Raw genomic sequence first — 22,411 nt, 5'->3', positions numbered from 1 at the left:
TGATTGACTTTTTTGCACAAGCACTGCTGGCTAATTCTAATAATTATCTGTCTCGGCCATCACTGCTTCCTAAATATTAGACCTGAATCCTTACAGAGAATCACTATAATCAACAATTTTCCAATTGGATATGTCTATTATGAATTTTTCTCAGTATCAAAAACAAGCACTGAATACAGACCAAATTCCTGCTGTCGAAGGTACTGAACTAATCATACCGCTATTAGGTTTAGTTGGTGAAGTTGGATCATTGATGACTGAGTATAAAAAACATTTACGTGACGGTGATGCACACAAACTATTTAAAGAAGGTATCGCAGAAGAATTGGGAGATATGCTTTGGTATATTTCCAACTTGGCAAGCAAGTTTAACCTTAATTTGGAAGAAATTGCGGAAGATAATCTAAGAAAGTGCCATGATCGTTGGGGATGGAGAGATTCAGCACAGATAAATGATAAAGCCACAACCTACATATTTGATAATGACTTTCCTGAACATGAAACTTTACCACGAAAGTTTAAAGTAGAAATTACGGAGGTAAGCAAAGATAACTCAATCAAAATGAAGGCATTTATCAACAAACAACAAATTGGAAATGACCTCACCGATAATTCATATACAAGCGATGGCTACCGCTTTCATGATGTTTTCCATTTTTCCTATGCCGCAGTCTTAGGTTGGTCAGTTGTCACTCGTAGTATACTTAAACGTAAGCGCAAAAGTAATTTTAGTATTGATGAAGTTGAAGACGGCGGTCGTGCAGTAGCTATTGAGGAAGGTATATCAGCACTCGTATTTAGCTATGCCAAAGATCATGATTTCTTAGAAGGCGTTTCAACATTAGATTACCAACTATTGAAAACTATCAAAAATATGACATCCCATTTAGAAGTTTCTCAATGTTCGTTGGGTGATTGGGAGAAGGCGATTCTGATGGGCTATGATGTCTGGCGACAGATAGAGAAAAATCGAGGAGGAACGGTAATTGTTGACCTTAATGCACGCTTGATAACCTATTCGGAAGGATAACAAAGCTTGTTAGATTTATTAGGATAATAAATGAAATACAAATATCATCTAAGTTGTGCCTATGACTTCCTTATCGGCATTAACTCTACCTGACCACACCCAGTTACCAGACTCAGATGGTACATTTGTCAAAAACTGGCAAGAGCATCCCCAAAGTATCTTACTTACTGACTCAATTAAACTTGTTTTAGAGAAACTTCATCCCGACAGTCAATATTGTATCGGACAAGATTCTGGTATCTACTGGCGATTGACAGATCCTCCTGAGAAAGGGGCTGAAGCACCAGACTGGTTTTATGTACCCAATGTACCACCTACACTTAACGGTAAAATGCGCCGTTCTTATGTGCTGTGGAAGGAGTATGTTGCACCCCTCATTGTGATTGAATTTGTCTCTGGAGATGGTTCAGAAGAACGAGATAACACACCGCCATCTCAAGGGGAAGGTGGAAATGTTGGTAAGTTTTGGGTTTATGAGCAGGCAATTCGAGTGCCTTATTATGGAATTTATGAAGTAGCAAAAGCACAGGTTGAAGTGTATCACCTAGTCGATAATACTTATCAACTCATGAAACCCAATGAACGAGGACATTACCCAATTGTTCCTATGGGTGTAGAGTTAGGAATCTGGCAAGGATTTTATCAAAATGCAGAGTTACCTTGGTTACGGTGGTGGGATGCACAAGGAAATTTACTGTTAACAGGTGAGGAACGGGCGGAAGTTGAGCGACAAAGGGCTGAAACTGAACGACAGAAGCGGCTGTTAATTACAGAGAAGTTGCGTACTTTGTCTCTTGAACAACTCAACGCTTTAGGAATTGACCCAGAAATGTTAGATTAGGAAATATTCTCATCTATCAATATTACATCTTCATATATTTCTGCGATCGCACAACGAAAATCAACGCTAGCTAAATGCACTTCTTCCCCTTTTTCATAAGGGTAAAGTACCCAATGTCCTTCCTGATTGCGGCGGAAACATTCGACACTCATTCTATCTGGTGAAATTAGCACATATTCTTGCAGTGATTCTAAATGTCGATAACTAGCAAATTTTTTGCCTCTGTCATAGCCTTCGGTTGACTCAGAAAGCACTTCGATAATTAAGCAAGGATAGCACTTAAAATATTCAAATTCTTTATCTCGTGCATCGCAAGTCACCATCACATCGGGATAAAAATAGCGATTTATGACCTCGATTTGTGCTTTCATGTCTAACATATAGACACGGCAACCACTACCCCGGAGATGGTTTCGCAGCAAGGAAAACAAGTTTCCTACTACAGTAACATGAGCATCACTTGCCCCTGCCATTGCGTAGACTTGCCCATCAATATACTCGTGTTTGATTTCACTTACTTTCTCGCCTTCTAAATATTCTTCTGGGGAAATATAGTATTTACTCTGGCTAATGACCATTTTAGTACCTTAGTAGTTTTATCAAACATTTTAACCCATACAACAAATCTAATGAGCGACAGCGCCACCAGTTGGCTTCACCTTTTTGAGGAATAAAATAGCAATCCCACTGAGTAACAAAGCAATACCAATAAAGTAGAAACAATCGTTAAAAGCCATTACAAATGCTTCCCGACGGACTATATTAGATATAGATGCGATCGCTTGATTTTGTGCTGTACTTAAATCTGCTCCGCGGCTAATAAAATACTGCGTCATTTGGTCGATTCGCTGTTGAGTTTCTGGATTATATAAAGATACTCCATCACCCAATCTATTTGAGTGAAATTGCTCTCTATTTGTTAATAAAGTCGCTAAAGAAGCAATTCCGATAGAACCGCCCAGATTCCGCATCATATTAAATAAACCACTTGCTGAACCTGCTTCTTTCGGACTCAATCCAGCAGTAGCGATAGAACTAAGTGGCACCATAATTAGGGGTTGTCCCATTGCACGCACAAATTGCGACCAGCGTAATTGATCTAATCCTGTTTCATTAGTCATTCCAGAGTTCATAAATGCACTTATAGAAAACAAAGCTACACCAAAAGCTACCATGAAACGCACGTCAATGCGTTGCATCAATTTCGGTATGAGGGGAATAATAAATAGTTGGGGAATACCAGCCCAAATTAATACTTCACCAATTTGCAGAGCATTGTATTTTTGAATTTGGGCGAGATACAACGGTAAAATATAAATTGAACCATACAATCCTACTCCCAGCGACACATTGACAATACTGGCTAAACCAAAGTTCCGCCTAAGCACAAGCCGTAAATTAATAAATGGTTGTTTACGAGTTAATTCTATAAAGAAAAATATCGCCAAAAAAATTACCGCAATCACACTTAAGCGCACAATTAACGCTGAACCAAACCAATCTTTGCGGCTACCTTCTTCTAAAACAACTTGTAGAGAACCTAACCCAATAGCCATCGCAATAATTCCCCACCAGTCACCTTGTTTCAGTAAATTAATTTGGGGTTTTTCTTGCTTAATTCCATACCAAACACCAGCCAGCATTAATGCCCCTGGAATTACATTTATATAAAAGTTGTATTCCCAACCAAAATTTTCGGTTAACCAACCTCCCAATGTTGGGCCAATTGAGGGCGCAAAAACTGCACTAAACCCAAATGCAGCTAACCCAACTGATTGTTTAGATTGGGGTAAAGTTGTTAAGACAACTGTCATAGCTGTAGGAATTAATACTCCTCCACTAAAACCTTGTAAGGCGCGAAAGAAAATCATGGAATTAAGATCCCACGCCCAACCACAGCAAATAGAAAAGAAGATAAATAGTGCAGTATTGACTAATAAATAACGTTGCAAAGAAAATACTCGTGACAACCATCCTGTTAGAGGAATTACCACAATTTCTGCTACGAGATACGCCGTAGAAATCCAAGAACCTTCTTCGAGAGTTGCTCCTAAACTTGCTTGAATATCTTGCAGCGAAGCATTAGTTATTTGAATATCCAATACCGCCATAAATGCACCAAGCATACTGGCTAATACACCAATCCAGGTTTTTAGCGGTACACGCTCTGGTGGTAAAGCAGGATTTTGCCCTTGCTGACGAATTACACCTGTATTAGCCATAACTTTGTTCCATTTTCAAGGTTAAGTAGCAAAAAATGTTCTTATTAAATCTTATATCAACATGTTCTTTGCCTCTGCGTGAGCTTGAATCAGCAACGCTAAAAATAAAAAAAGAATTGCTATAGAAAGCTCCATTAAGATAAATCTAAATTTCACTGCGGTTATTTATCTTAAACTTCTTGAGTCGTAATAATCCCCTTTTGCTCATAAATTGGACGCATTATTTTCCTTAAAGCAGGCAACTGTCTGCTAAAAATGATTGACCCTAAAATACAAGCTATCCCATCAATCATTAAAGTGTTAGGAGCGCCAATATGATTTGCTAAAAAACCTCCTAATAAATTACCCACGGGAATCATCCCCAAAAATGACATTGTATATAAGCTCATCAATCGCCCGCGTTTATCGTCTTCGACAATGGTTTGTAAAAATGTGTTGCTAGCAGCAATCTGGAGAATTGTTCCTAAGCCAACGAATAACATTGTAAATAAAGAAAGTGGTAAAAATCGAGACAAAGAAAAGCCGATTAAACCAGTTCCTAAAATTGCTGGAGCTAAGGCAATCAATTTGCCAATTCCTAAGATTGTTTGGCGTGTAGCTAGAAAAATACCACCAGTTAAGGCTCCAACTCCAGATGCCGCCATCAAAAAACCCAAGGTTTCTGCACTACCTTTGAGGACTTGTTCGGCAATAACTGGGACGAGAATAGTGTTTTGCAGCCCCATCAGGCTGACTAAAGCTGATAGTAATAAGACAGAACGAATCGGTGGGAAACTAAAGGCATATACAAATCCCTCTTTGACTTTTTGTAAGGGATTACCCTCAGTTATCGAATTTTTCCAAGGTTTAACTTTCATTGCCAATAAAGCGGCGATTATAGCAACGTAGCTCAAACCATCAATTAAAAAACAATAACCAGTTCCAACGCCAGCAATTAATAAACCGCCGATCGCAGGGCCAATTAATCGCGCACCGTTGAACATTGTGGAATTGATCGCGATCGCATTGGCTAAATCTCCTCTGTGTTCAACCAATTCTGGCACAAAAGCTTGACGGGCTGGCGCATCTAAGGCGTTAATAAATCCTTGAAACAAACTCAAGGCGATGATCTGCCATACCTCAATCACACCAGTCAGCGCCAGCACTGCTAATGTTAACGATTGAATCATCGCCAAGATTTGCGTACCAATTAAGGTGCGATACCGAGAAAAGCGATCTACAAATACTCCGCCAAAGGGAGCTAAAAAAAAGTTAGGAATTTGACTCGAAAATCCCACAACTCCTAGCATTAATGGGGATTTTGTCAAGTCATAAACTAGCCAAATTGTGGCAAGTTGCGTCATCCACGTCCCAATTAGGGAAATACCTTGTCCAGCAAAAAACAGCTGGTAGTTTCTTGACGTTAAAGCAGGTAGTAGCGGTTTTTTCATGTAAGGTTTGCTTTATACCAATCTGCTTTCATCAATATCATCTCACCTCATCTCTATACGCCTCTCCATAGATGTAGGAAGATATCACAGCTAGAAAGAGGTTTTTCAGATATTTTAAAGCAATTTGGTATTACTTAACTTCCACAGCAATTTCCGCAGACATCCCAGGTGTAATCCGCGATTCGTACCCTTGAATGCTCTTTTGGTCGAAAACTATTTTTACTGGGATGCGTTGGACAACTTTAGTAAAGTTACCTGTAGCGTTATCCGGTGGCAATAAGGCAAACTGAGCGCCGGAAGCTGGCGAAATACTGTCAACACGCCCAATAAAGGTATGATGAGGGAAACTATCCAGCTTAATTTCTACTGGCTCTCCTGGGCGCATCTTTTCTAATTGAGTTTCTTTGAAGTTCGCAATTACCCAATACTCGTTATCCACGATCGCCATTAATGGTGTTCCCGATTGGACTCGGTTGCCAACTTCTACGTTTTTCCTGCCTATGCGTCCGGCACTGGGGGCGGTAACATTGGCATAAGATAGTTGCAATTGTGCGTCTTTGAGCGATGCTTCTGATTGCGCGATCGCAGCTTTTGCCGCTTCGTATTGACTACGTTTTACTGTTGTATCTTGTCCGCCGGCGGTAGCTTGTTGCAATCCTCCCTTGGATGCTGCCAATTTAGCTTGGGCGTTGGTGACATTTTCTTGCGCCTGTGCTAGTTGAGACTGGGCTTTGGCGACACCAACTCTCGCAGAGGCTAACTTAGCTTGGGCTTGTTCTACTCCCTGAATAGCAGCGTTTTTTTGTGCCGTAGCCACATTATAAGTTGCCTTGGCTGCGTCTAGCTGCTGACGAGCGATCGCACCTGTTTTATACAACTGGTTGTAGCGATTGTAATCTGCTTGGGCATTTTCCAAATTCGCATTTGTTTGCGCTACCTGCGCTTGGGCGGCGGGAATCCCTGCTTGGGCTAGTCTGACTTCAGCTTGCGCTGCTGGTATCCCTGCTTGGGCTTCTTGTACTGCTGCTTGGGCTGTGGAAATTGCTGCTACCGCACCGCTGACATCTCCTTGCGCTTGAGTTGTTTTACCACTGGTAGTTTGTGAAGTTAAGGCAATATTTGCTTGCGCGGCTTGCGCCTGTCCACGAGCATTTTCTAGGGCTGCTGCTGCTTGTTGTACCTTGCTTTCATAGTCCCGTGGATCTAACTTCACTAACAGTTGTCCCGGTTGCACCAGTTGGTTATCATTCACTAGCACCTGACTTATAGTTCCGGGAATGCGGCTACTAACTTGGTGAATGTTTCCCGCAACGGTGGCGTTGTCAGTTTCCTGGTGGGTGGAGGCGTATTGCCAGTAGTGAAAACCAAAAGTACCTGCGGCGATCGCACCCACACCTAATCCTGCCAAAATTAAACCAGTCGGTCTTTTCCGCTTCGGTTTCGCTGCAACTTCTTTCTCTGTCTCAGGAATTACAACAGGTGCTTCTGCTGTTGCGGATGTATCTGCGGTAACAGTTTCTAAAGTCTCTAAATCGGGAATCACTTCTTTTTCTAAAATTGGGGTTTTGTGTCCGTTGCGTCCGTTCAAAGTATTAGCACCCATGATTGTTAACTTCCTTGTGCGTTCAATAACTTGATTAATAGTCGTTTATTTAGAATGCGTAATATTCCCTGAAAAAAAACTTATTTCCTTAGTATGCGTAATATTATCTCAAAACATATCTTTACACTGCCTCCCCCGGTCGGGTGATTATGGCATTATCTTTAGGAAAGGTTAGCGATCGCCCGGTTCAAGATTTGGGAAAATAGTTCCCGGTCAGCAAAGGAAATACCATCCATCGCTTCATCACGCACTGCTGCGGCGATTGGGGGTAAAACATCTTCTAGTTGCTTACCTGCATCCGTGAGCCAGATCCGCCAGATGCGGCGATCGTGAGTGTCCCGTTCTCGACGCACCAAGCCGCGTTCTTCCATCCGATCTAGTACGCCTGTTAAAGTCCCTCCTACTTGTTTGAGTTTGTCCCCAATACTAGAAGTAGGTAAACCATCTTCTTGCCAAAGACAGCACAACACCAACCAGTGGAATGGCGTCAATCCAAAGGGTTCTAGCTTCTCAGTAAACTTGCGACTCAGCAGTTGTGAGACTAATTTGATCCTGTAGCCCAAATTGTATGGTGCCAGATTTTGCTGCCACGACTCTAAAGTTGGAGAGTGATTAGATGTAGAAACCATTTAAGATAATACTTAGTGTACGTAATATTATAACTAAATTGATATTATTTAGCAATATTTGCTTTGCATCTATCTTAGGGAAGAACTTGAATCAACTGGTACTCTTTTACTGTACCAAGAACGTGGTGAGTCCGAGATAATTTAGGGGACTGGTCAGTATAGATCAAAGCATAGCTCAAAGCTGGTACTTGGGAAATAGAAACTACTGCTTGGGGGCGGATAGCAAGATAGAAATTAAGCAGTACTTGGATTTTCTGGTCTATTTGCACAAGGTAGATAGGATGAGATTGGATAATTGAAGCGATCGCACTTTGTTGTAAAAAAGTTCTTAAAACAGGGTTATAGTCATTTAACAGACCGATACTACCTATCGTCGCCAAAGTCAGCCAACAGGGAATTAACCATCCTGCAATCCAGTAACGGGCTGTGAGAAACTTCTTGCCAAAGTGGTAACGACTAATCCACACCACAGGTAAAATTAACCAACCCAACCCCATAGCCAAGCCAATAGTTGCATTTTTGCGGATGTCAGAACCACCGTAACTAATAATAACAGTACTTGCTATTACAAGAAAAACACCGAATCCACCAAAGCCATAACTGAGGTTTCGAGGAAGATTATTCCTTGCGAAAAGGTTCAATATATTTTTTTTACCTTTTTTAAGAGGCAATTGTGGGTGAATTACTGTCTGGTAAATATTGCCTAACCAGCTTAAACCCACAGAGGACAACAAAGCTATAAACGGATAAAGGCAAAGACTATAGTGAGGTAAACGAGTACTAAAAATGCTCAGTTCTACAAATAAAACAAGTGGAAAACCAACTAATATTAACTGGTAAAGAGGAATAGGACGACGGACAGTTAAAAACAAACCTAAAAGTCCGAAAAAAGCCCAAGGAAATGCATTTAAAGGAATAGTCCATACATAGAATAGCAGCCCATTATGATTCCGATCCTCAGAACCTAGCTGCACAACAAACTTGAACAACTCCTCAAAACTCTGATTTCCGTAATGCAGCCAGCTTAACCACAGCCAAACGCCGGTGGGTATTAAACCTACGAAAAAGCCTAGATATAAAATTGGGTTACTAAGATGACGATGACGGTGATGCTCCCAAATTAAATAAGGTAATAAAGCGATAATTGGCAAAAAAATCATAAAGCTTCTGACTAAGAAGCCTAAACCTAAACTTAAACCAGCTAGAAAACTCCAAAAATAGTGATATTTAGGATGTAATTCTGTTTTGATTAAAGAGAAAATAGCTAAAAGTACCAAGAAAATCATCGGTACATCAGGCGTACTTAAGCGAGAGTATTGTAGCCAGAGAAATTCCACACTTAAAATAGCAGTAGCTAGCCAAGCTAATTTTTTGCCTAGCATAATTTTGCCAATTTCATACACCAGCCATAAGCTAAAAATGCTAGTAATCATACTAGGAAGACGCGCACTAGTATCACTGATACCAAACAACTTGTAGAAACTGGCAATTAACCAATAAGACCCAGGTGTTTTATGATGTGCCCTTTCCCAAGGAGTTATCCAATTACCAGAATCAAACATCAGACGGGCACGCGAAGCGTAAAGGGCTTCATCATGTGCCATCAGGCTATTGTGCCCAGAAGTAAATAATAATAAGGGTAGCATCCAAAGGAACAAACTCAAATAGGGTAACGATCCTACCAGGCGGATTTTTCGCCAAATATGCTGCCAAAAGTGTAGTTTATGGAACATTGAATTGATAAAATTGAATGCTGCTATTTAGACTCGTTTAAGTATCCTGTTGTTATTAAAATATGTTACATAGTGATTGTTGAAAAATACTTGAAATTGCCGCTATTTTCGGAAAAAGTTCTCCAAAACAGAGATTTATGCAGTTAAGACCAAATCAACGCCTGAAATTAGATGACACAGACGATAAGCTGTTCTATGCCTATCCTCGCTTCGTTACCCATGTGGATGAAGGATTTATTCAACAGCTAACGGATTTATACCGCGATCGCCTCAAACCCAACACCCGCATTTTTGATATGATGAGCAGCTGGGTGTCTCATCTACCAGAAGAGATGGAGTTTGACCATGTGGAGGGACACGGACTCAATGGTGACGAACTAGCACGTAATGCCCGCTTAAATCATTACTTTCTGCAAAATCTTAACGAAAATCCGCAGCTACCTTTACCAGATGGAGATTTTGATGCTGTTCTCAATTGCGTATCTGTACAATATATGCAATATCCAGAAGCAGTATTTTCCGAGATTTACCGCATCTTGAAACCTGGTGGTGTTGCAATTATCAGCTTTTCTAATCGGATGTTTTTTGAAAAAGCGATTCAAGCTTGGCGAGAGGCTTCAGAAGCACAGCGAGTAGAATTAGTCAAAGCTTACTTTGCGTCAGTTCCAGGATTTACAACCACAGAAGTTATAGCTCATAAATCAACATTACCGAATTTATTACAGTGGTTGGGTGCAGCTGGAGGAGATCCGTTTTATGCCGTTATAGCTTACCGCAGTTAAGGGACTGACAAAAAATAAATTATCCCAAATTATTTGTACATTGGTAGGGGCGCAAGGCCTTGCGCCCTTACGTTCGCTGGAAGTCCCTAATTCAAATATTCACTAGTACAGCCGGCGTGTAAATCCGGCTATTATCTCAAAGACAAGGGGATTTTGCCCCTTATTAAAGACCCTTGTTATTTCTATATACATAATTTCTGTAAATGAATTATTGGCTAATGAAATCAGAACCAGAAGCCTATAGCATTGCTGACCTTCAACAGCAGAACGAGACTATCTGGGACGGCGTTCGCAATTATCAAGCTCGCAACTTTTTGCGCCAAATGGATGAAGGAGACTTAGCTTTTTTTTATCACTCCAGCACTAATCCTCCCGGTATTGCTGGGTTAATGCGTGTGATGAAAAAAGATATTGCTGACCCGACCCAGTTTGAACCAGAAAGTAAATACTACGACCCGAAATCAAGTTCCGAATCCCCTCGTTGGTAAACAGTTGTAGTGGAATTGGTTGAGACTTTTTCTAACCCCATCTTGCTCTCAATACTCAAAGAAGAGTTTAGCGCTGAAGAGTTTCTATTGGTGAAACAAGGAAATCGGTTATCGGTGATGCCTGTCTCTGAAGCAGTAGCTTTGAAGATTCTGGCGATGAAAACCTCTTAATTGAAAATTACAGCAAGACTGCACCTCACTAACTTGAAATTTGCTGTATTTATGGGGATTATCTTTTTACTTTTTATTTTTTAATTAGTTCACGCCCATTGCACAGGATCTAATTTATAGTAACGTTGCAGTTGCTCATAAAGTGCTCGATGCTTAGACAACAATTGGTGCGGTTTCTCAAAGAATGTCTCAGTCGCTACGGCAAAAAATTCTGCGGGATTCGTTGCACCATAGCTATCCATTACCGTATTTACACCTTGTAGAACATCATTACAAAGTTGCTGATATTCTTCTGTCATCACCTTCGCCCAAATAGCATAGTCTGAATTGCGTTGCAATATCGGAACTCCTTCAGCTTTACCATCTTCTTGATCCAACTGATGGGCGAATTCATGAAGCACAACGTTACGTCCATCTCTCCAGTTATTAGTGTCTTGTTTCACCTGCTCCCAAGACAGTACTACTTGGTCATTTGTCCACGATTCACCCAGTCTTGCCACACGCCTTTCTTCAACAACATATTTTCCAACAGAATTCGTTTCCTGAACCAAATAAGCGCTAGGATACACCAGAATTGAACGAAGTCTGGGGAAGTACTGCCCACGTTCATTTAATAGAAGTAAACAGGCGACAGCCGCAAGAGTCAGTTTCATTTCCTCTGTCACCTGTAATCCTCTACAGCCAATAAATTGCTTTTCTGCTAAGAAAACTTGAATATCTCCCTGAAGTCGTCTGATTTCATCTGGAGAAAGACAGAGATAAATGGGAAGATTATTCTCAATAATGGCATTCCAAAGTGGGGGAAAAGGACGACGTTTGAGCCGATTTCTTCGCCTTTTTACTAGAATCGGATTGAATAAAATCCCAGCGATAATCAGCCCAATGAGGAAAAAGAAAACTATTATTTTAACCATTTACTTTTGAGCAGCTTACATATTTAATTCACTGGGAAGCAGAAAGTTTAGAATAATTGTTATTGTTGTGATTTACTGCCACCCATCACCGCTATTGGATCAGAATTATGCAAGATTGAACCTTGGTAGAAAGGCTTGTTTGAAGTCCTTGCTCAACTTTGACAATCAGTTTGTCAAAAGCTTCTTGATTTGCTGTCAGTTGTTCTTGAAGAACTTTCTCTAACTCAGGCTTTATTTGCTCACACATATCCTGAATTTTTTTGTCGCTCAAAAAATTAGAACGAATCCAACTAGGTACATCTACATTTGTCTTAATTACTTCTTGAACAGTCTTGCGATTTAGCTCCATTCCTGCTGCCATCACCGAAGCCCCATATACTAGTGCAATCGGCCAGGTTAAATGTCCAGTTAGTATGAGAGTGATGATGCTAGCCACAGCGCCTCCACCAATTACTACATTGACGATAAACGCTACTGTCTCAGCCAGGATAGCATCTCCAATTTGTAACTCTGGATTAACAAAATTTGGGTCAATACTATCCTCAAACCTTAAGCTGCTTCTAGGTATCTGAAACTTTCGACATATTGGATCGGTTTGTGCGGCTAAATCGGGTTGTATTTTATTGCTAAACCAAGAAGCGCATTGATGATTAATTATCTGCACAGCGCGATCGCTTTTGAGCCACTGTTCTGCCCGACCGATCAAAGCTGTTTCTAAATCGGCTAAAGTCCGTATTTTATTTTTTTGCCAATCTTTTAAAGCTGGTTTAACTGCATTGACAATCAAGCCATCCGCCAAAGGTTTAGTTAGTGATTCGATTAACTCCGGGATATGCCTTTCAATCAAACCTTTAAGCTTGTTCGAGGTAAATAGTTTGTTTACTTCTTGCTTAAAAGCAGCAGCACGCAGATCCCATCGTCCTACTCGTGCTAAACCCATTGCAATGCACCGTTCCGGTTCCGGATCGGGGCGAAGCAGGGTTTCTGGTTCGGGAAACATTTCCTGACAAAAAATATGCGTGAACTTCATGCGAGATGCACCGCCAGTCATCAGCACAAGTTTTGGTACAATTCCAAGTTTTTCCAGCTTTTCTTTCGCCTCGGTTAAAGAGTCACGAAATGATTTAATCCAACTATGATGCTCCAGTTCCGGTAAGGGCTGGTTTAAGATTTCCTCCATCATCAATTTATTTACTTGGGGAATAAAATAAATCTGTTCGTTGATCGACTCGAAGCCACGCGCAAAGGATTCAGGATCGCTGTATAGTTGTTCATTAGAAAAGTAATCTTCTTTAGCTTTGCGGCAAGCAAGTTCGCAACGAGCTTGGTGATGTGGATATTCCTTAAATACTTTTTCCAGTAATGCTTTTTGTTCGTGGTTGGCAAGAGTCCGGGCAAAAATAGCTTTGTCAATTAGGGATGCTCCCAAAGTATTACTCCCGAAATCTATGGGTATCTCTTCTAAGCTTTTAACTAGAGTAAAATCTGTGGTTGAAGAACCAATATCGACAATTAGCACCGATGCAACAAGTTTGTCATACTCCAACTTCCCGGCTTCTTTGGCTTGCATGAAAGCAGCCCGCGATTCTGGAACAACATTTAGTCGGGGAATACCAGCTTCTTGAAGTAGCTTTTGGTATTCGGTGCGATCGCTAACTGACCATCCTGAAGGACAACCAATGTAAAAATAGCTACCTTCGCCACCTTCAAGTTGTTTGCTTTCTTTCAAAAGGCGGTAGTAGGTTGCCACAAAAGTGCTAATTGTTTCCCGATATTTGGGATCATTGTTAGGTTTTTGCTTGAAAGAGATTGTCAGCTGGGTAACGCCAGCTTGAATTAATGCTTGTTCGCCGACAAGATAACCGAGTTTGGGATGCCAGCCGAGAGCTGTAATTTGGTTCTTCTTGTTATTAATCTCCAGCATCTGGGGGGGTTCGATGCTTTCCACGATCGCTTTAGCTACAGCTGTTTCACCGTGTCCCAAATCAAAACCGATTGTTTCTAAAATTTCCATACCCTTATTGTCTATTATTCTCTAGAAGAGGAATATGCTGGCTCAATTACCCTACCGCGTCTAATTAAGCGATCGCCTTTCAACAAAGCCGGAGTTAAAGTTACGTGTTCTTTGGTATCGGGGTCGATACTTGGCTCAAAGTCAAAATACTCGCGATCGCTATTTGATCGGTAAATTTGAGCGTTAATTCCCTGAGACATTAAAATCTGTGGCAGAAGTTTTGCCAGTTCATAAGCCATTTGGGGTTTATCAAGTTTTGATGCGCCCATTAGTCTTTGCAGAAAATTCAATAGCTCTGGTAGTTCTTCTATTGCTAAGTCGCCTTCATGTTTATTTGATTCTTCTACTCTAGCCACTGCTAGGTCGATAGTGTTGAGAGCATCGCCAAGGCAATCTAGAAATACTTTGCTATCAACCCGAATAATCGGTTGAGGTAATTCCAATAGTCCTTCAGATATAGAATTATTTTGCTGGTTGTTTAATTCGAGTTGAAGTACAATTTCTAGTCCTATAAGTAGAGAGCTTAATAAGATAGCCATCCACGCACCTGGGGTAGTTTTAGTTAAGGAAAACAAAGAACCTAAGATACCTATAGAAACTAGTCCCTGTAGTAGTTTTAAGATTAATCTGCTGGAAAAGAACTTTGTACTTGGGTTAGGAATTTGCCTTTGCTCTGTTGGAGCAACTTGAAGATAGTTAGCTGCTGCAAGAGTGGCGATAGACTGCCGCAGCGTATCCAGGAAAAAGGAAGCCAGACGAACTTGAGCCAAATTAAGCTTTTCAATGTAAATTCTTTCGAGATTATCGAGTCGGTTTTGGACTAGTTTAACTATTTGCTCAATGCCGATTGTGTTATCAATATCTGTCTGGAGTTGGTTGCGTTCTTCGCTAAAAAGTGAAGTGATTGTTTTCATTGCGTTGACTAAGACTTTAACGTTATTAATTAGGAGTGAAATGAACACTTGTTTTTTCATTTCACCCTGTAATCACATAATGACGGAATAATTCATAATTCCTAATTATGAATTAGGTTGATTGCAAATTACTACCCATCAAAAGGAGGAGCAGAATGTTTATCTGCGTCATTGCAGACTACGGTACAGGAGATCCGGCATTTACTGAAGTCACACAACGTCTGCTGATGACTTTTCCCCATGCCCAAATTCATTTGCTTTCGGTTCCAGCATTCAGTACCTTGGCAACGGGATTCTGGATTGCCCAACTGGGACTCAACCCAGGTCCTAGCGATCGCCTAATTTATCACAACTGTGCGCCTCGTCAGGATGATCCTGAAGCTCGTCGAGACAATGAAGGTGAAGGACTAACTTATGCCCTTTTATCCAATGGTGTAAAAGTAGTGGGTGTGAATGCGGGCTACACCCTCTCCTTTATCAAAGACTATACAAAGGAGTTGCGAGCGATCAACGTTTCTCGTGGTGGATCGCAGTTTCGCTCACGGGATGTATTTCCTCCGGCTGCGGCTGCGATTATGAGTGAAGATTTTAGCCTTCTGGGAGATAGCCTTAAGAATGAGCAAATCCCAGATGTTCCACCAGATCGAATTGCCTGGATTGATGGCTACGGCAACATCAAAACAACTATCGGGGCCCATACACTTAATTTGGAGCCTCAAAGCAAGATCGTGATCCGGATTGGAGATGTGGTCAGCGATGCAGTGTATTCTGATGGCAGTTTCAAAGTATCTGAAGGAACTTTAGCCTTTGCTCCTGGTAGTTCCGGTTGGTCAAGAGGCGATTCAGGAGAACCATTGCGCTTCCTAGAACTGTTTCTGCGAGGAGGGAGTGCTTGGGAACGCTTTGGTCGTCCCCGTGTGAATCAGCAAGTAACTCAAATTGCCTAAAATTGCTTAGTTGGCTTTATCGAGTCGTCCTGACCAAAAACGATTAGATTTGTGCTGTGCCGACATCGACGAAGAGTTCAATGCCAGTAATGTAACTGCTGTCGTCGGAGGCGAGGAAAGAGACTGCCTTGGCGATTTCGTCGGGTGTGCCTGGGCGACCCAAAGGTGTGGTGGCCGCGGTGTCCGCCTTCATTTGCTCAATTTGTTCGTCGCTCATGCCGAGTTCGGTCTTGTAACCAGGTGTGATCACCGTCCCCGGACTGACAACATTGACTCGGATTTGGCGGTCTTTGAGATCGACTGACCATGTGCGTGCGAACGATCGCAGGGCTGCCTTGGTGGCAGCGTAGACGCTGAAAGCTGGTATGCCCTTGATTGATACCATCGACCCGTTGATGACGATCGATCCACCAGCAGGCATTAATGGCAGCGCCTTCTGCACGGTGAAAAGAGTGCCTTTGACGTTGATGCCAAAATACTTGTCGAAGTGCGCCTCGGTAATTTGTTCGAGCGGTACAAACTCACCACCACCTGCGTTTGCAAAGAGGATATCGAGGCGTCCTTTCTGCTCTTTAATCGTGGCGTAAAGGCGATCGAGATCGGCGAGATTCGACACGTCACCCTGAACAGCAGTAACATTTTCACCGATTTCCTTGATCGCAGCATCAAGTCCGTTTTGACGACGACCTGTAATAAAGACGTGCGCCCCCTCTGCGACAAACCGCTTTGCTGTGGCGAGTCCGATGCCGCTGTTACCACCGGTAATAACTGCGATTTTTCCTGTGAGTTTCTGTGACATGGTAGTGGCTTCCTTGAATGAGTTGAGTATGAGTTTTGATAGTACGTATACTTAAGCGCTGTAGCCGCCTTTAATATCAAGCATTGTCGTGATGACGTAGAAAACGGCAGTACTAGTAGTCTGCCAAGGAAACTTTGCTGGGTAGTATATCTGACTGATAAACTACTTAAAAACTAGTAAATAGCATGGTAAAAAAGTATATTGTGGATTTGAGTGAGGATGAAGTTTCTCAATTGCAAACGCTAATTAAAAAAGGTAAGCACAAGGCAAGAAAGATCACTCACGCAAATATTCTTCTGATGGCTTCTGAGGGAGAAACAGATCAAGCGATCGCTGCCATTGTTCGAGTGCATGTTACGACAGTAGAACGGACACGAGAGAAATTTGTCATCGGTGGGTTAGATTTTGCACTTCTTGATGAACCTCATCCACCAAAGCTTCATAAACTTGAAGGAAAGGAAGAAGCGTTTCTAATTGCTACAGCTTGTTCTAACCCACCTTCTGGACGGGTAAGATGGACAATGCAACTTTTAGCAGACCACTTAATAGAAGTTGGTATCGTTGATTCGATCTCTGATGAAACAGTTCGTCAAACCTTAAAAAAAACGATATTAAGCCGTGGCTCAAAGAACAGTGGTGCATTCCCGAAGTAAATGCTGAGTACGTTTTACGGATGGAAGATATATTGGATTTATACGAGCGTTCCGTATGATCCTAAACGTCCAGTAGTTTGTTTTGATGAATGTTCATATCAATTGGTAGAAGAAGTTAGACAACCAATACCGGCAGAACCGGAGCAACCAGAACGTTATGATTTTGAGTATAAACGCAACGGTACAGCCAACTTATTTGCTTATTTTCAACCTTTAGCGGGCTGGCGACATATTGAGAACAATAGAAAATTAAGCTTTTTTCGACTTGTGTGTACATCGTAGGTTAGAAACACGGGAGCTTTACGCTTCACGACTCGTAAGCAAAGGAGAGACAAAGCATAGCTTTGGCAGGGTTGAAGTCAATACTGCTCAGGTTTTGGATTTTGAACTTAAATTTGGTTTGGGGAAAAGGTTACTGGGTTTGGGTTAAAGGTTTTTTCTTTCCCCTTTTCCCCTAAACCCGACAAGTATTGGGGGTAGGGTTCTTATTTGTGATTTATGTAAGAGGTCTATTGTGTTGAGTGCTTTTGGCAATTTGGCATCCAAAGTTTTTCTGTTGCAGTTTTAATTTATATATCAACAGGGTTACAGGGACATTGAGAAAATTCTACAAGGGATCAATTCCCGTCTCAAAATCCTACCCAATGGCCAGTTGTTGACGTTCACGCTCTCCGAACCACCTTAAGGTGGATGCAGCGCAAGCGTCACCGCTTCATCACAACTGGCTAGAAATCAAACAGAAAATATATAGTACAAATGCACTGACATAGATTTAAGTCGGGGATAGCAGTGTTTGAGTCTGTAGTTGTCTTAGTTGATGTCAAGCTAAGTTTTGCGGACAGTAGCCCAATCCACGGATATAACTTATGAAAATTTTGTTGGTAGAGGATGACGTATTACTGAGTATCCATTTTGGTATGTTTTGAATAGTCTGCTGTACATTCTGATCAGTGGTTGCAGGTGGTGTGATCTACCACGTGGCGAAATTTGGGCATCTAAGAGTGCAGTTCATCGCTGGTTAAAACGAAGCCACCATCGACCCATATCATTGTTAAGCGGTGATTCGCTTTAGTAATGAGCAAAGATTTAATGATATCGAGTTAGTTTTACATACAATTGCTCAAGCCCTCATCCCCTGACCCCTTCTCCCCAAGAGGAGAACTAAAATCGCTCAAACTTATCTCAGCATTCTCCGCTAACCCCCCAGTGCTTGGACTTATGAAGTAGAACTACGTCCGTGGGTAGAGAACTTCTAGCCAAGACAATTGTTACAAAAATAGTTTTGTAGGTATGAAAATTGATTTTGGTGCAACTGCTACTGATTATGCAAAACACCGCGCTGGGTTTCCTAGTTCATTATTTAACAAACTGTCTGAATATGGTATAGGTTTACCAGGACAGAATATTGTTGACCTCGGCACAGGAACAGGAACACTAGCGCGGGGCTTTGCTGATAGAGGTGCTTATGTAATTGCCATAGATCCATCAGCCTCACTTTTAGAACAGGCGAGACTGTTAAGCGAATCTGTGCAACTGAAAGTAGATTATCGAGTCGCAACTGCCGAGAATACAGAGTTACCAGACGCTAGTGCGGATGTGGTGACAGCTGGACAATCTTGGCATTGGTTTGATCGTCCGCGTGCTGTCGAGGAAATTACTCGTATATTGAGAGTAAATGGCTTGCTCGCGATCGCACATTTTGATTGGATACCCTTAAAAGGTAATGTAGTTCACGCAACGGAACAACTAATCAAAGCTCATAATCCAGCGTGGACACTGGACGGTGGTAATGGATTATATCCCTTGTGGTTACAAGATATTGGCGAAGGAGGTTTTCGAGAAATCCGCACATTTTCTTACGATGTATTTGTCTGTTATACACACGAAGACTGGCGGGGACGAATTCGGGCGAGTGCTGGTGTGGGAGCCAGCTTGACACCAGAAAAAGTAGAAGTATTTGACCAGGAATTGGCAACATTGCTCGAAACAAAATATCCTACACCAATTCTTCAGGTTCACCATAGAGTTTGGGCTGCGATCGCAAAATCACCACAATCTAATTCGTAATACTCGCCTCCGGCGAGAAGCAAGCTACGTAATTCGTAATTAAGAGATGTCTGTAACGCACTATTAACCTACAAAACAATCGCACAATTTTAGGAAAAGAACCATGATTGAACTTTACTATTGGGCAACTCCAAACGGTCATAAAATCACAATTTTCTTGGAAGAAGTTGGCTTACCATACACCATAATTCCTGTGAATATTGGGGCTGGGGATCAATTTAAGCCGGAATTTCTGAAGATTTCTCCTAACAATCGTATGCCTGCGATCGTTGACCACGTGCCAGCAGATGGAGGTGCGCCAATTTCGGTATTTGAGTCTGCTGCAATCTTGTTATATTTGGCAGAAAAAACCGGAAAATTAATCCCCCAAGATTTACGTAATCGCACTCAAGTTTTAGAATGGTTATTCTGGCAAATGGCAGGACTGGGGCCAATGGCGGGACAAAATCATCACTTTAGTGCTTATGCTCCCGAAAAAATTGAATATGCTATTAACCGCTATGTGAATGAGACGGGACGCTTATATGCAGTACTAAATAAGCAACTAGCAGATAGAGAATTTGTGGCTGGCGATTATTCCATCGCCGATATTGCTGCTTATCCCTGGATTGTGCCCCATGAACTCCAAAGTCAAAACCTAGAGAATTTTCCTCACCTCAAGCGCTGGTTTGAGACAATTAAAGCGCGTCCGGCAACAATTCGCGCCTACGAAAAAGCAGAAGCATTCAAAACTGAAGCGCTCGATCCAGATAAGTTACGAGATTTGTTATTTAACCAGTCGGCGAAGACTATTCAGCCTTGAGCCTAATGAAATTGTCTTGTCACTGTGGCGAGCAACTATGAGCAAAGATTTCTCACCATCTTCCTTTCCTCAATTAGAAACAGAAAGGCTTCTTCTTCGTGAGACAAGCTTGCAGGATGCTGAAGCTACCTTTGCTGTATTCTCCGATCCGAGCGTGACTCAGTTTCACGATCTTGATACCTTCAGTTCTATTAAAGAAGCGATGTCTACGACGGGCTACGCCTACGCTGTCATTGAACGTAGAGCCAAGCGGTTTGAGCGAGGAGATGGAATTCGCTGGGGAATTCTCCGTAAGCAAGACAACGTGTTGATTGGTTCTTGTGGGTTTACCTGGAACCCACAAGAACACTCAGCCGAAGTCGGTTATGAGCTTGCCAGTAGTTTTTGGAGACAAGGTATCATGACTGAGGCGGTGCATACCATTTTGCAATTTAGGTTTGAGAAAATAGGTTTGCGTTTCCTTATTGCTCAAGTCATGCTGGAAAATATCGCTTCTAAAAAGTTGCTAGAAAACTTAGGTTTTCACAGTCAGGGTGTACAGAAACAGTATGGCTTCTTCAAAAGACAGTATCACAATCTGGAGCAATTTGTACTTAAAAATAAAAAACTGAATGAGTAAGTTAGCAGTGTCCGTTAATTTTTAATTTTGCCTCAAACTCTTTAGTATAAGTAGTAACGATGTGCTGAAAAGGTGATGTCTCAGGAAGTTGATAGTTTAACTGGCGATGATAGGCAAAATAAAAACCATTGCAACCTGCAACTGGGCTGGAAATAATTAAAGGTTTGGGAAGAAATTGTTTTAGTTTGTCTGGTTGGGCAGCATTAATTCTAAAAGGCTAGTCTATTTGCATGACGACTCACACGCTTTTTTTCTAAATATAAATTAAAAGGTGTTAATTCCCATTTTCTATCCAACTTGTTGTGCTAGAGATGAGGAATCCTGGGTGCAAACAGTTAAAATACGGTAAGCCTTCCAAATTACCGTTGATTTATCCAAAACAAGGCTCAATTATTGTTACTTGTTTGTATAATTGGAAACTCAAATAACTGCTTATGTCGGAACAATATCGTTTTGAAACCTTGCAAGTTCATGCTGGACAAGAGCCGGCTCCTGGAACTAATGCTCGTGCTGTACCGATTTACCAAACGACTTCCTACGTTTTTGACGACGCCGACCACGGAGCGCGGTTATTTGCTCTCCAGGAATTTGGCAACATTTACACCCGCATCATGAACCCGACGACGGATGTATTTGAAAAACGGATTGCGGCCTTAGAAGGGGGTGTAGCAGCATTAGCAACCGCTAGTGGACAAGCGGCGCAATTCTTGGCAATCAGTACCATTGCTCAGGCTGGGGATAATATTGTTTCCACTAGTTTTTTGTATGGTGGAACATATAACCAGTTTAAAGTTTCACTACCACGTTTAGGTATTAACGTCAAATTTGTTGCGGGAGATGACCCAGAAAGTTTTCGTCAAGCGATCGACGATCGCACAAAAGCGTTATACGTTGAAACCATTGGCAATCCCCAATTTAACATTCCCGACTTTGCCGCTTTAGCTCACATTGCCCACGAAAACGGCATACCTTTAATTGTGGATAATACCTTCGGTGCTGGTGGGTATCTAGCTCGGCCCATTGAACATGGTGCAGATATCGTAGTGGAATCTGCTACTAAATGGATTGGTGGACATGGTACTTCTATCGGTGGCGTAATTGTTGATTCGGGTAAATTTGACTGGGGTAATGGCAAATTTCCTCTATTTACTGAGCCAGCACCGGGCTATCATGGGCTGAATTTTCAAGAAGTCTTTGGCCCCGATGGTTCCTTTGGTAACATTGCCTTTATTATTCGCGCCAGAGTCGAGGGGTTACGAGATTTTGGCCCGTGCTTGAGTCCATTTAACGCCTTTCTATTACTGCAAGGATTAGAGACTCTCTCTTTACGTGTAGATCGTCATGTGAGCAATGCCCTAGAATTGGCTCGGTGGTTAGAGCAGCAAGAGCAAGTATCATGGGTTAATTATCCGGGGCTTCCTAATCACCCATATCATGAACGAGCGAAAAAATATCTTCGGCATGGCTTTGGGGGAGTTTTAAACTTTGGTATCAAAGGTGGACTAGAGGCGGGTAGAGCTTTTATTAATCATGTAAAATTAGCGAGTCATTTAGCAAATGTTGGTGATGCGAAAACCCTGGTTATTCATCCCGCTTCTACAACCCATCAACAGCTAAGTAATGATGAACAGCTTTCAGCAGGTGTGACACCCGATTTGGTGCGAGTATCAGTGGGAATTGAACATATCGACGACATCAAAGAGGATTTTGAGCAAGCATTCCAGCAAGTTAGGATTTAGTTTTTAATTGGGCA

20 protein-coding genes and 1 pseudogene are annotated in these 22,411 nt (G+C 41.8%); 11 read left to right on the top strand and 10 right to left on the bottom strand.

What is annotated here, in order from left to right; genetic code table 11:
• Positions 1 to 139 precede the first annotated feature (139 nt).
• Positions 140 to 1,030, top strand: coding sequence for a nucleoside triphosphate pyrophosphohydrolase family protein (locus V7L12_RS18250; RefSeq protein ID WP_335086307.1), 891 nt, complete (start codon positions 140 to 142; stop codon positions 1,028 to 1,030).
• 61 nt (positions 1,031 to 1,091) lie between these two features.
• Positions 1,092 to 1,871 (top strand): Uma2 family endonuclease, encoded by a 780-nt coding sequence (locus tag V7L12_RS18245; protein ID WP_335086305.1) that lies wholly within the window; start codon positions 1,092 to 1,094, stop codon positions 1,869 to 1,871.
• On the opposite strand, the gene V7L12_RS18240 is transcribed toward V7L12_RS18245, so the two are convergent.
• The 6 genes from V7L12_RS18240 to V7L12_RS18215 form a co-directional block, all read right to left on the bottom strand.
• On the bottom strand, positions 1,868 to 2,449 hold the full coding sequence (locus V7L12_RS18240) for a Uma2 family endonuclease (protein ID WP_335086302.1): 582 nt from the start codon (positions 2,447 to 2,449) through the stop codon (positions 1,868 to 1,870). The genes V7L12_RS18245 and V7L12_RS18240 overlap by 4 nt on opposite strands.
• Before the next feature lie 48 nt (positions 2,450 to 2,497).
• Positions 2,498 to 4,093, bottom strand: coding sequence for a DHA2 family efflux MFS transporter permease subunit (locus tag V7L12_RS18235; RefSeq protein WP_335086300.1), 1,596 nt, complete (start codon positions 4,091 to 4,093; stop codon positions 2,498 to 2,500).
• Positions 4,094 to 4,263: 170 nt separating this feature from the next.
• Positions 4,264 to 5,523 (bottom strand): MFS transporter, encoded by a 1,260-nt coding sequence (locus V7L12_RS18230; protein ID WP_335086298.1) that lies wholly within the window; start codon positions 5,521 to 5,523, stop codon positions 4,264 to 4,266.
• A gap of 130 nt (positions 5,524 to 5,653) precedes the next feature.
• Positions 5,654 to 7,126 carry an HlyD family secretion protein gene (locus tag V7L12_RS18225; protein ID WP_335086296.1) on the bottom strand — a complete coding sequence of 491 codons (1,473 nt, stop codon included), beginning with the start codon at positions 7,124 to 7,126 and terminating at the stop codon, positions 5,654 to 5,656.
• A gap of 161 nt (positions 7,127 to 7,287) precedes the next feature.
• Positions 7,288 to 7,755 carry a MarR family winged helix-turn-helix transcriptional regulator gene (locus tag V7L12_RS18220; RefSeq protein ID WP_335086294.1) on the bottom strand — a complete coding sequence of 156 codons (468 nt, stop codon included), beginning with the start codon at positions 7,753 to 7,755 and terminating at the stop codon, positions 7,288 to 7,290.
• Between the two features lie 74 nt (positions 7,756 to 7,829).
• Positions 7,830 to 9,488 (bottom strand): ArnT family glycosyltransferase, encoded by a 1,659-nt coding sequence (locus tag V7L12_RS18215; protein ID WP_335086292.1) that lies wholly within the window; start codon positions 9,486 to 9,488, stop codon positions 7,830 to 7,832.
• A gap of 137 nt (positions 9,489 to 9,625) precedes the next feature.
• Between V7L12_RS18215 and V7L12_RS18210 the strand changes: the two genes are divergently transcribed.
• Both V7L12_RS18210 and V7L12_RS18205 read left to right on the top strand, forming a co-directional pair.
• Positions 9,626 to 10,270 carry a class I SAM-dependent methyltransferase gene (locus V7L12_RS18210; RefSeq protein WP_335086290.1) on the top strand — a complete coding sequence of 215 codons (645 nt, stop codon included), beginning with the start codon at positions 9,626 to 9,628 and terminating at the stop codon, positions 10,268 to 10,270.
• A gap of 203 nt (positions 10,271 to 10,473) precedes the next feature.
• Positions 10,474 to 10,929 (top strand): annotated as a pseudogene (locus V7L12_RS18205) (EVE domain-containing protein).
• An 89-nt stretch (positions 10,930 to 11,018) separates the two neighbouring features.
• Here V7L12_RS18205 and V7L12_RS18200 read toward each other — a convergent pair.
• The 3 genes from V7L12_RS18200 to V7L12_RS18190 form a co-directional block, all read right to left on the bottom strand.
• Positions 11,019 to 11,843, bottom strand: a complete 825-nt coding sequence (locus V7L12_RS18200) for a M90 family metallopeptidase (protein ID WP_335086289.1) — start codon at positions 11,841 to 11,843, stop codon at positions 11,019 to 11,021.
• Between the two features lie 91 nt (positions 11,844 to 11,934).
• Positions 11,935 to 13,857, bottom strand: coding sequence for an Hsp70 family protein (locus V7L12_RS18195; protein WP_335086287.1), 1,923 nt, complete (start codon positions 13,855 to 13,857; stop codon positions 11,935 to 11,937).
• Positions 13,858 to 13,871: 14 nt separating this feature from the next.
• On the bottom strand, positions 13,872 to 14,771 hold the full coding sequence (locus V7L12_RS18190) for a hypothetical protein (protein WP_335086285.1): 900 nt from the start codon (positions 14,769 to 14,771) through the stop codon (positions 13,872 to 13,874).
• Positions 14,772 to 14,926: 155 nt separating this feature from the next.
• Here V7L12_RS18190 and V7L12_RS18185 point away from each other — a divergent pair, with 155 nt between their 5' ends.
• A complete protein-coding gene (locus V7L12_RS18185) occupies positions 14,927 to 15,718 on the top strand; it encodes an SAM hydrolase/SAM-dependent halogenase family protein (RefSeq protein WP_335086283.1) in 792 nt (263 codons plus the stop codon).
• Positions 15,719 to 15,761: 43 nt separating this feature from the next.
• Here V7L12_RS18185 and V7L12_RS18180 read toward each other — a convergent pair whose 3' ends face one another.
• A complete protein-coding gene (locus tag V7L12_RS18180) occupies positions 15,762 to 16,517 on the bottom strand; it encodes an SDR family oxidoreductase (protein WP_335086282.1) in 756 nt (251 codons plus the stop codon).
• A 185-nt stretch (positions 16,518 to 16,702) separates the two neighbouring features.
• Between V7L12_RS18180 and V7L12_RS18175 the strand changes: the two genes are divergently transcribed.
• The 6 genes from V7L12_RS18175 (at position 16,703) to V7L12_RS18150 (ending at position 22,397) form a co-directional block, all read left to right on the top strand.
• Positions 16,703 to 17,170, top strand: a complete 468-nt coding sequence (locus tag V7L12_RS18175) for a helix-turn-helix domain-containing protein (protein ID WP_335086280.1) — start codon at positions 16,703 to 16,705, stop codon at positions 17,168 to 17,170.
• Positions 17,171 to 17,452 carry a hypothetical protein gene (locus V7L12_RS18170; protein WP_335086278.1) on the top strand — a complete coding sequence of 94 codons (282 nt, stop codon included), beginning with the start codon at positions 17,171 to 17,173 and terminating at the stop codon, positions 17,450 to 17,452. It begins immediately after the preceding gene.
• 1,008 nt (positions 17,453 to 18,460) lie between these two features.
• A complete protein-coding gene (locus V7L12_RS18165) occupies positions 18,461 to 19,237 on the top strand; it encodes a class I SAM-dependent methyltransferase (RefSeq protein WP_335086276.1) in 777 nt (258 codons plus the stop codon).
• Positions 19,238 to 19,340: 103 nt separating this feature from the next.
• Complete coding sequence (locus tag V7L12_RS18160) at positions 19,341 to 20,039, top strand: glutathione binding-like protein (RefSeq protein WP_335086274.1); 699 nt, start codon at positions 19,341 to 19,343, stop codon at positions 20,037 to 20,039.
• A 37-nt stretch (positions 20,040 to 20,076) separates the two neighbouring features.
• On the top strand, positions 20,077 to 20,658 hold the full coding sequence (locus V7L12_RS18155) for a GNAT family N-acetyltransferase (RefSeq protein WP_335086272.1): 582 nt from the start codon (positions 20,077 to 20,079) through the stop codon (positions 20,656 to 20,658).
• A 434-nt stretch (positions 20,659 to 21,092) separates the two neighbouring features.
• Positions 21,093 to 22,397 (top strand): O-acetylhomoserine aminocarboxypropyltransferase/cysteine synthase family protein, encoded by a 1,305-nt coding sequence (locus V7L12_RS18150; RefSeq protein ID WP_335086270.1) that lies wholly within the window; start codon positions 21,093 to 21,095, stop codon positions 22,395 to 22,397.
• The last annotated feature ends 14 nt before the right edge of the window (positions 22,398 to 22,411 follow it).

The sequence above is a fragment of the Nostoc sp. genome (assembly GCF_036918245.1).
GTDB lineage: Bacteria > Cyanobacteriota > Cyanobacteriia > Cyanobacteriales > Nostocaceae > Nostoc.
This window is presented reverse-complemented; position numbering and strand designations above follow the sequence as displayed.

What these genes read in the sequence shown, in the direction of transcription:
- V7L12_RS18250 (WP_335086307.1), top strand. Translation starts at nt 140, where the DNA reads ATGAATTTTTCTCAGTATCAAAAACAAGCACTGAATACAGACCAAATT.
- V7L12_RS18245 (WP_335086305.1), top strand. Translation starts at nt 1,092, where the DNA reads ATGACTTCCTTATCGGCATTAACTCTACCTGACCACACCCAGTTACCA.
- V7L12_RS18240 (WP_335086302.1), bottom strand. Translation starts at nt 2,449, where the DNA reads ATGGTCATTAGCCAGAGTAAATACTATATTTCCCCAGAAGAATATTTA.
- V7L12_RS18235 (WP_335086300.1), bottom strand. Translation starts at nt 4,093, where the DNA reads ATGGCTAATACAGGTGTAATTCGTCAGCAAGGGCAAAATCCTGCTTTA.
- V7L12_RS18230 (WP_335086298.1), bottom strand. Translation starts at nt 5,523, where the DNA reads ATGAAAAAACCGCTACTACCTGCTTTAACGTCAAGAAACTACCAGCTG.
- V7L12_RS18225 (WP_335086296.1), bottom strand. Translation starts at nt 7,126, where the DNA reads ATGGGTGCTAATACTTTGAACGGACGCAACGGACACAAAACCCCAATT.
- V7L12_RS18220 (WP_335086294.1), bottom strand. Translation starts at nt 7,755, where the DNA reads ATGGTTTCTACATCTAATCACTCTCCAACTTTAGAGTCGTGGCAGCAA.
- V7L12_RS18215 (WP_335086292.1), bottom strand. Translation starts at nt 9,488, where the DNA reads ATGTTCCATAAACTACACTTTTGGCAGCATATTTGGCGAAAAATCCGC.
- V7L12_RS18210 (WP_335086290.1), top strand. Translation starts at nt 9,626, where the DNA reads ATGCAGTTAAGACCAAATCAACGCCTGAAATTAGATGACACAGACGAT.
- V7L12_RS18200 (WP_335086289.1), bottom strand. Translation starts at nt 11,843, where the DNA reads ATGGTTAAAATAATAGTTTTCTTTTTCCTCATTGGGCTGATTATCGCT.
- V7L12_RS18195 (WP_335086287.1), bottom strand. Translation starts at nt 13,857, where the DNA reads ATGGAAATTTTAGAAACAATCGGTTTTGATTTGGGACACGGTGAAACA.
- V7L12_RS18190 (WP_335086285.1), bottom strand. Translation starts at nt 14,771, where the DNA reads ATGAAAACAATCACTTCACTTTTTAGCGAAGAACGCAACCAACTCCAG.
- V7L12_RS18185 (WP_335086283.1), top strand. Translation starts at nt 14,927, where the DNA reads ATGTTTATCTGCGTCATTGCAGACTACGGTACAGGAGATCCGGCATTT.
- V7L12_RS18180 (WP_335086282.1), bottom strand. Translation starts at nt 16,517, where the DNA reads ATGTCACAGAAACTCACAGGAAAAATCGCAGTTATTACCGGTGGTAAC.
- V7L12_RS18175 (WP_335086280.1), top strand. Translation starts at nt 16,703, where the DNA reads ATGGTAAAAAAGTATATTGTGGATTTGAGTGAGGATGAAGTTTCTCAA.
- V7L12_RS18170 (WP_335086278.1), top strand. Translation starts at nt 17,171, where the DNA reads ATGCTGAGTACGTTTTACGGATGGAAGATATATTGGATTTATACGAGC.
- V7L12_RS18165 (WP_335086276.1), top strand. Translation starts at nt 18,461, where the DNA reads ATGAAAATTGATTTTGGTGCAACTGCTACTGATTATGCAAAACACCGC.
- V7L12_RS18160 (WP_335086274.1), top strand. Translation starts at nt 19,341, where the DNA reads ATGATTGAACTTTACTATTGGGCAACTCCAAACGGTCATAAAATCACA.
- V7L12_RS18155 (WP_335086272.1), top strand. Translation starts at nt 20,077, where the DNA reads ATGAGCAAAGATTTCTCACCATCTTCCTTTCCTCAATTAGAAACAGAA.
- V7L12_RS18150 (WP_335086270.1), top strand. Translation starts at nt 21,093, where the DNA reads ATGTCGGAACAATATCGTTTTGAAACCTTGCAAGTTCATGCTGGACAA.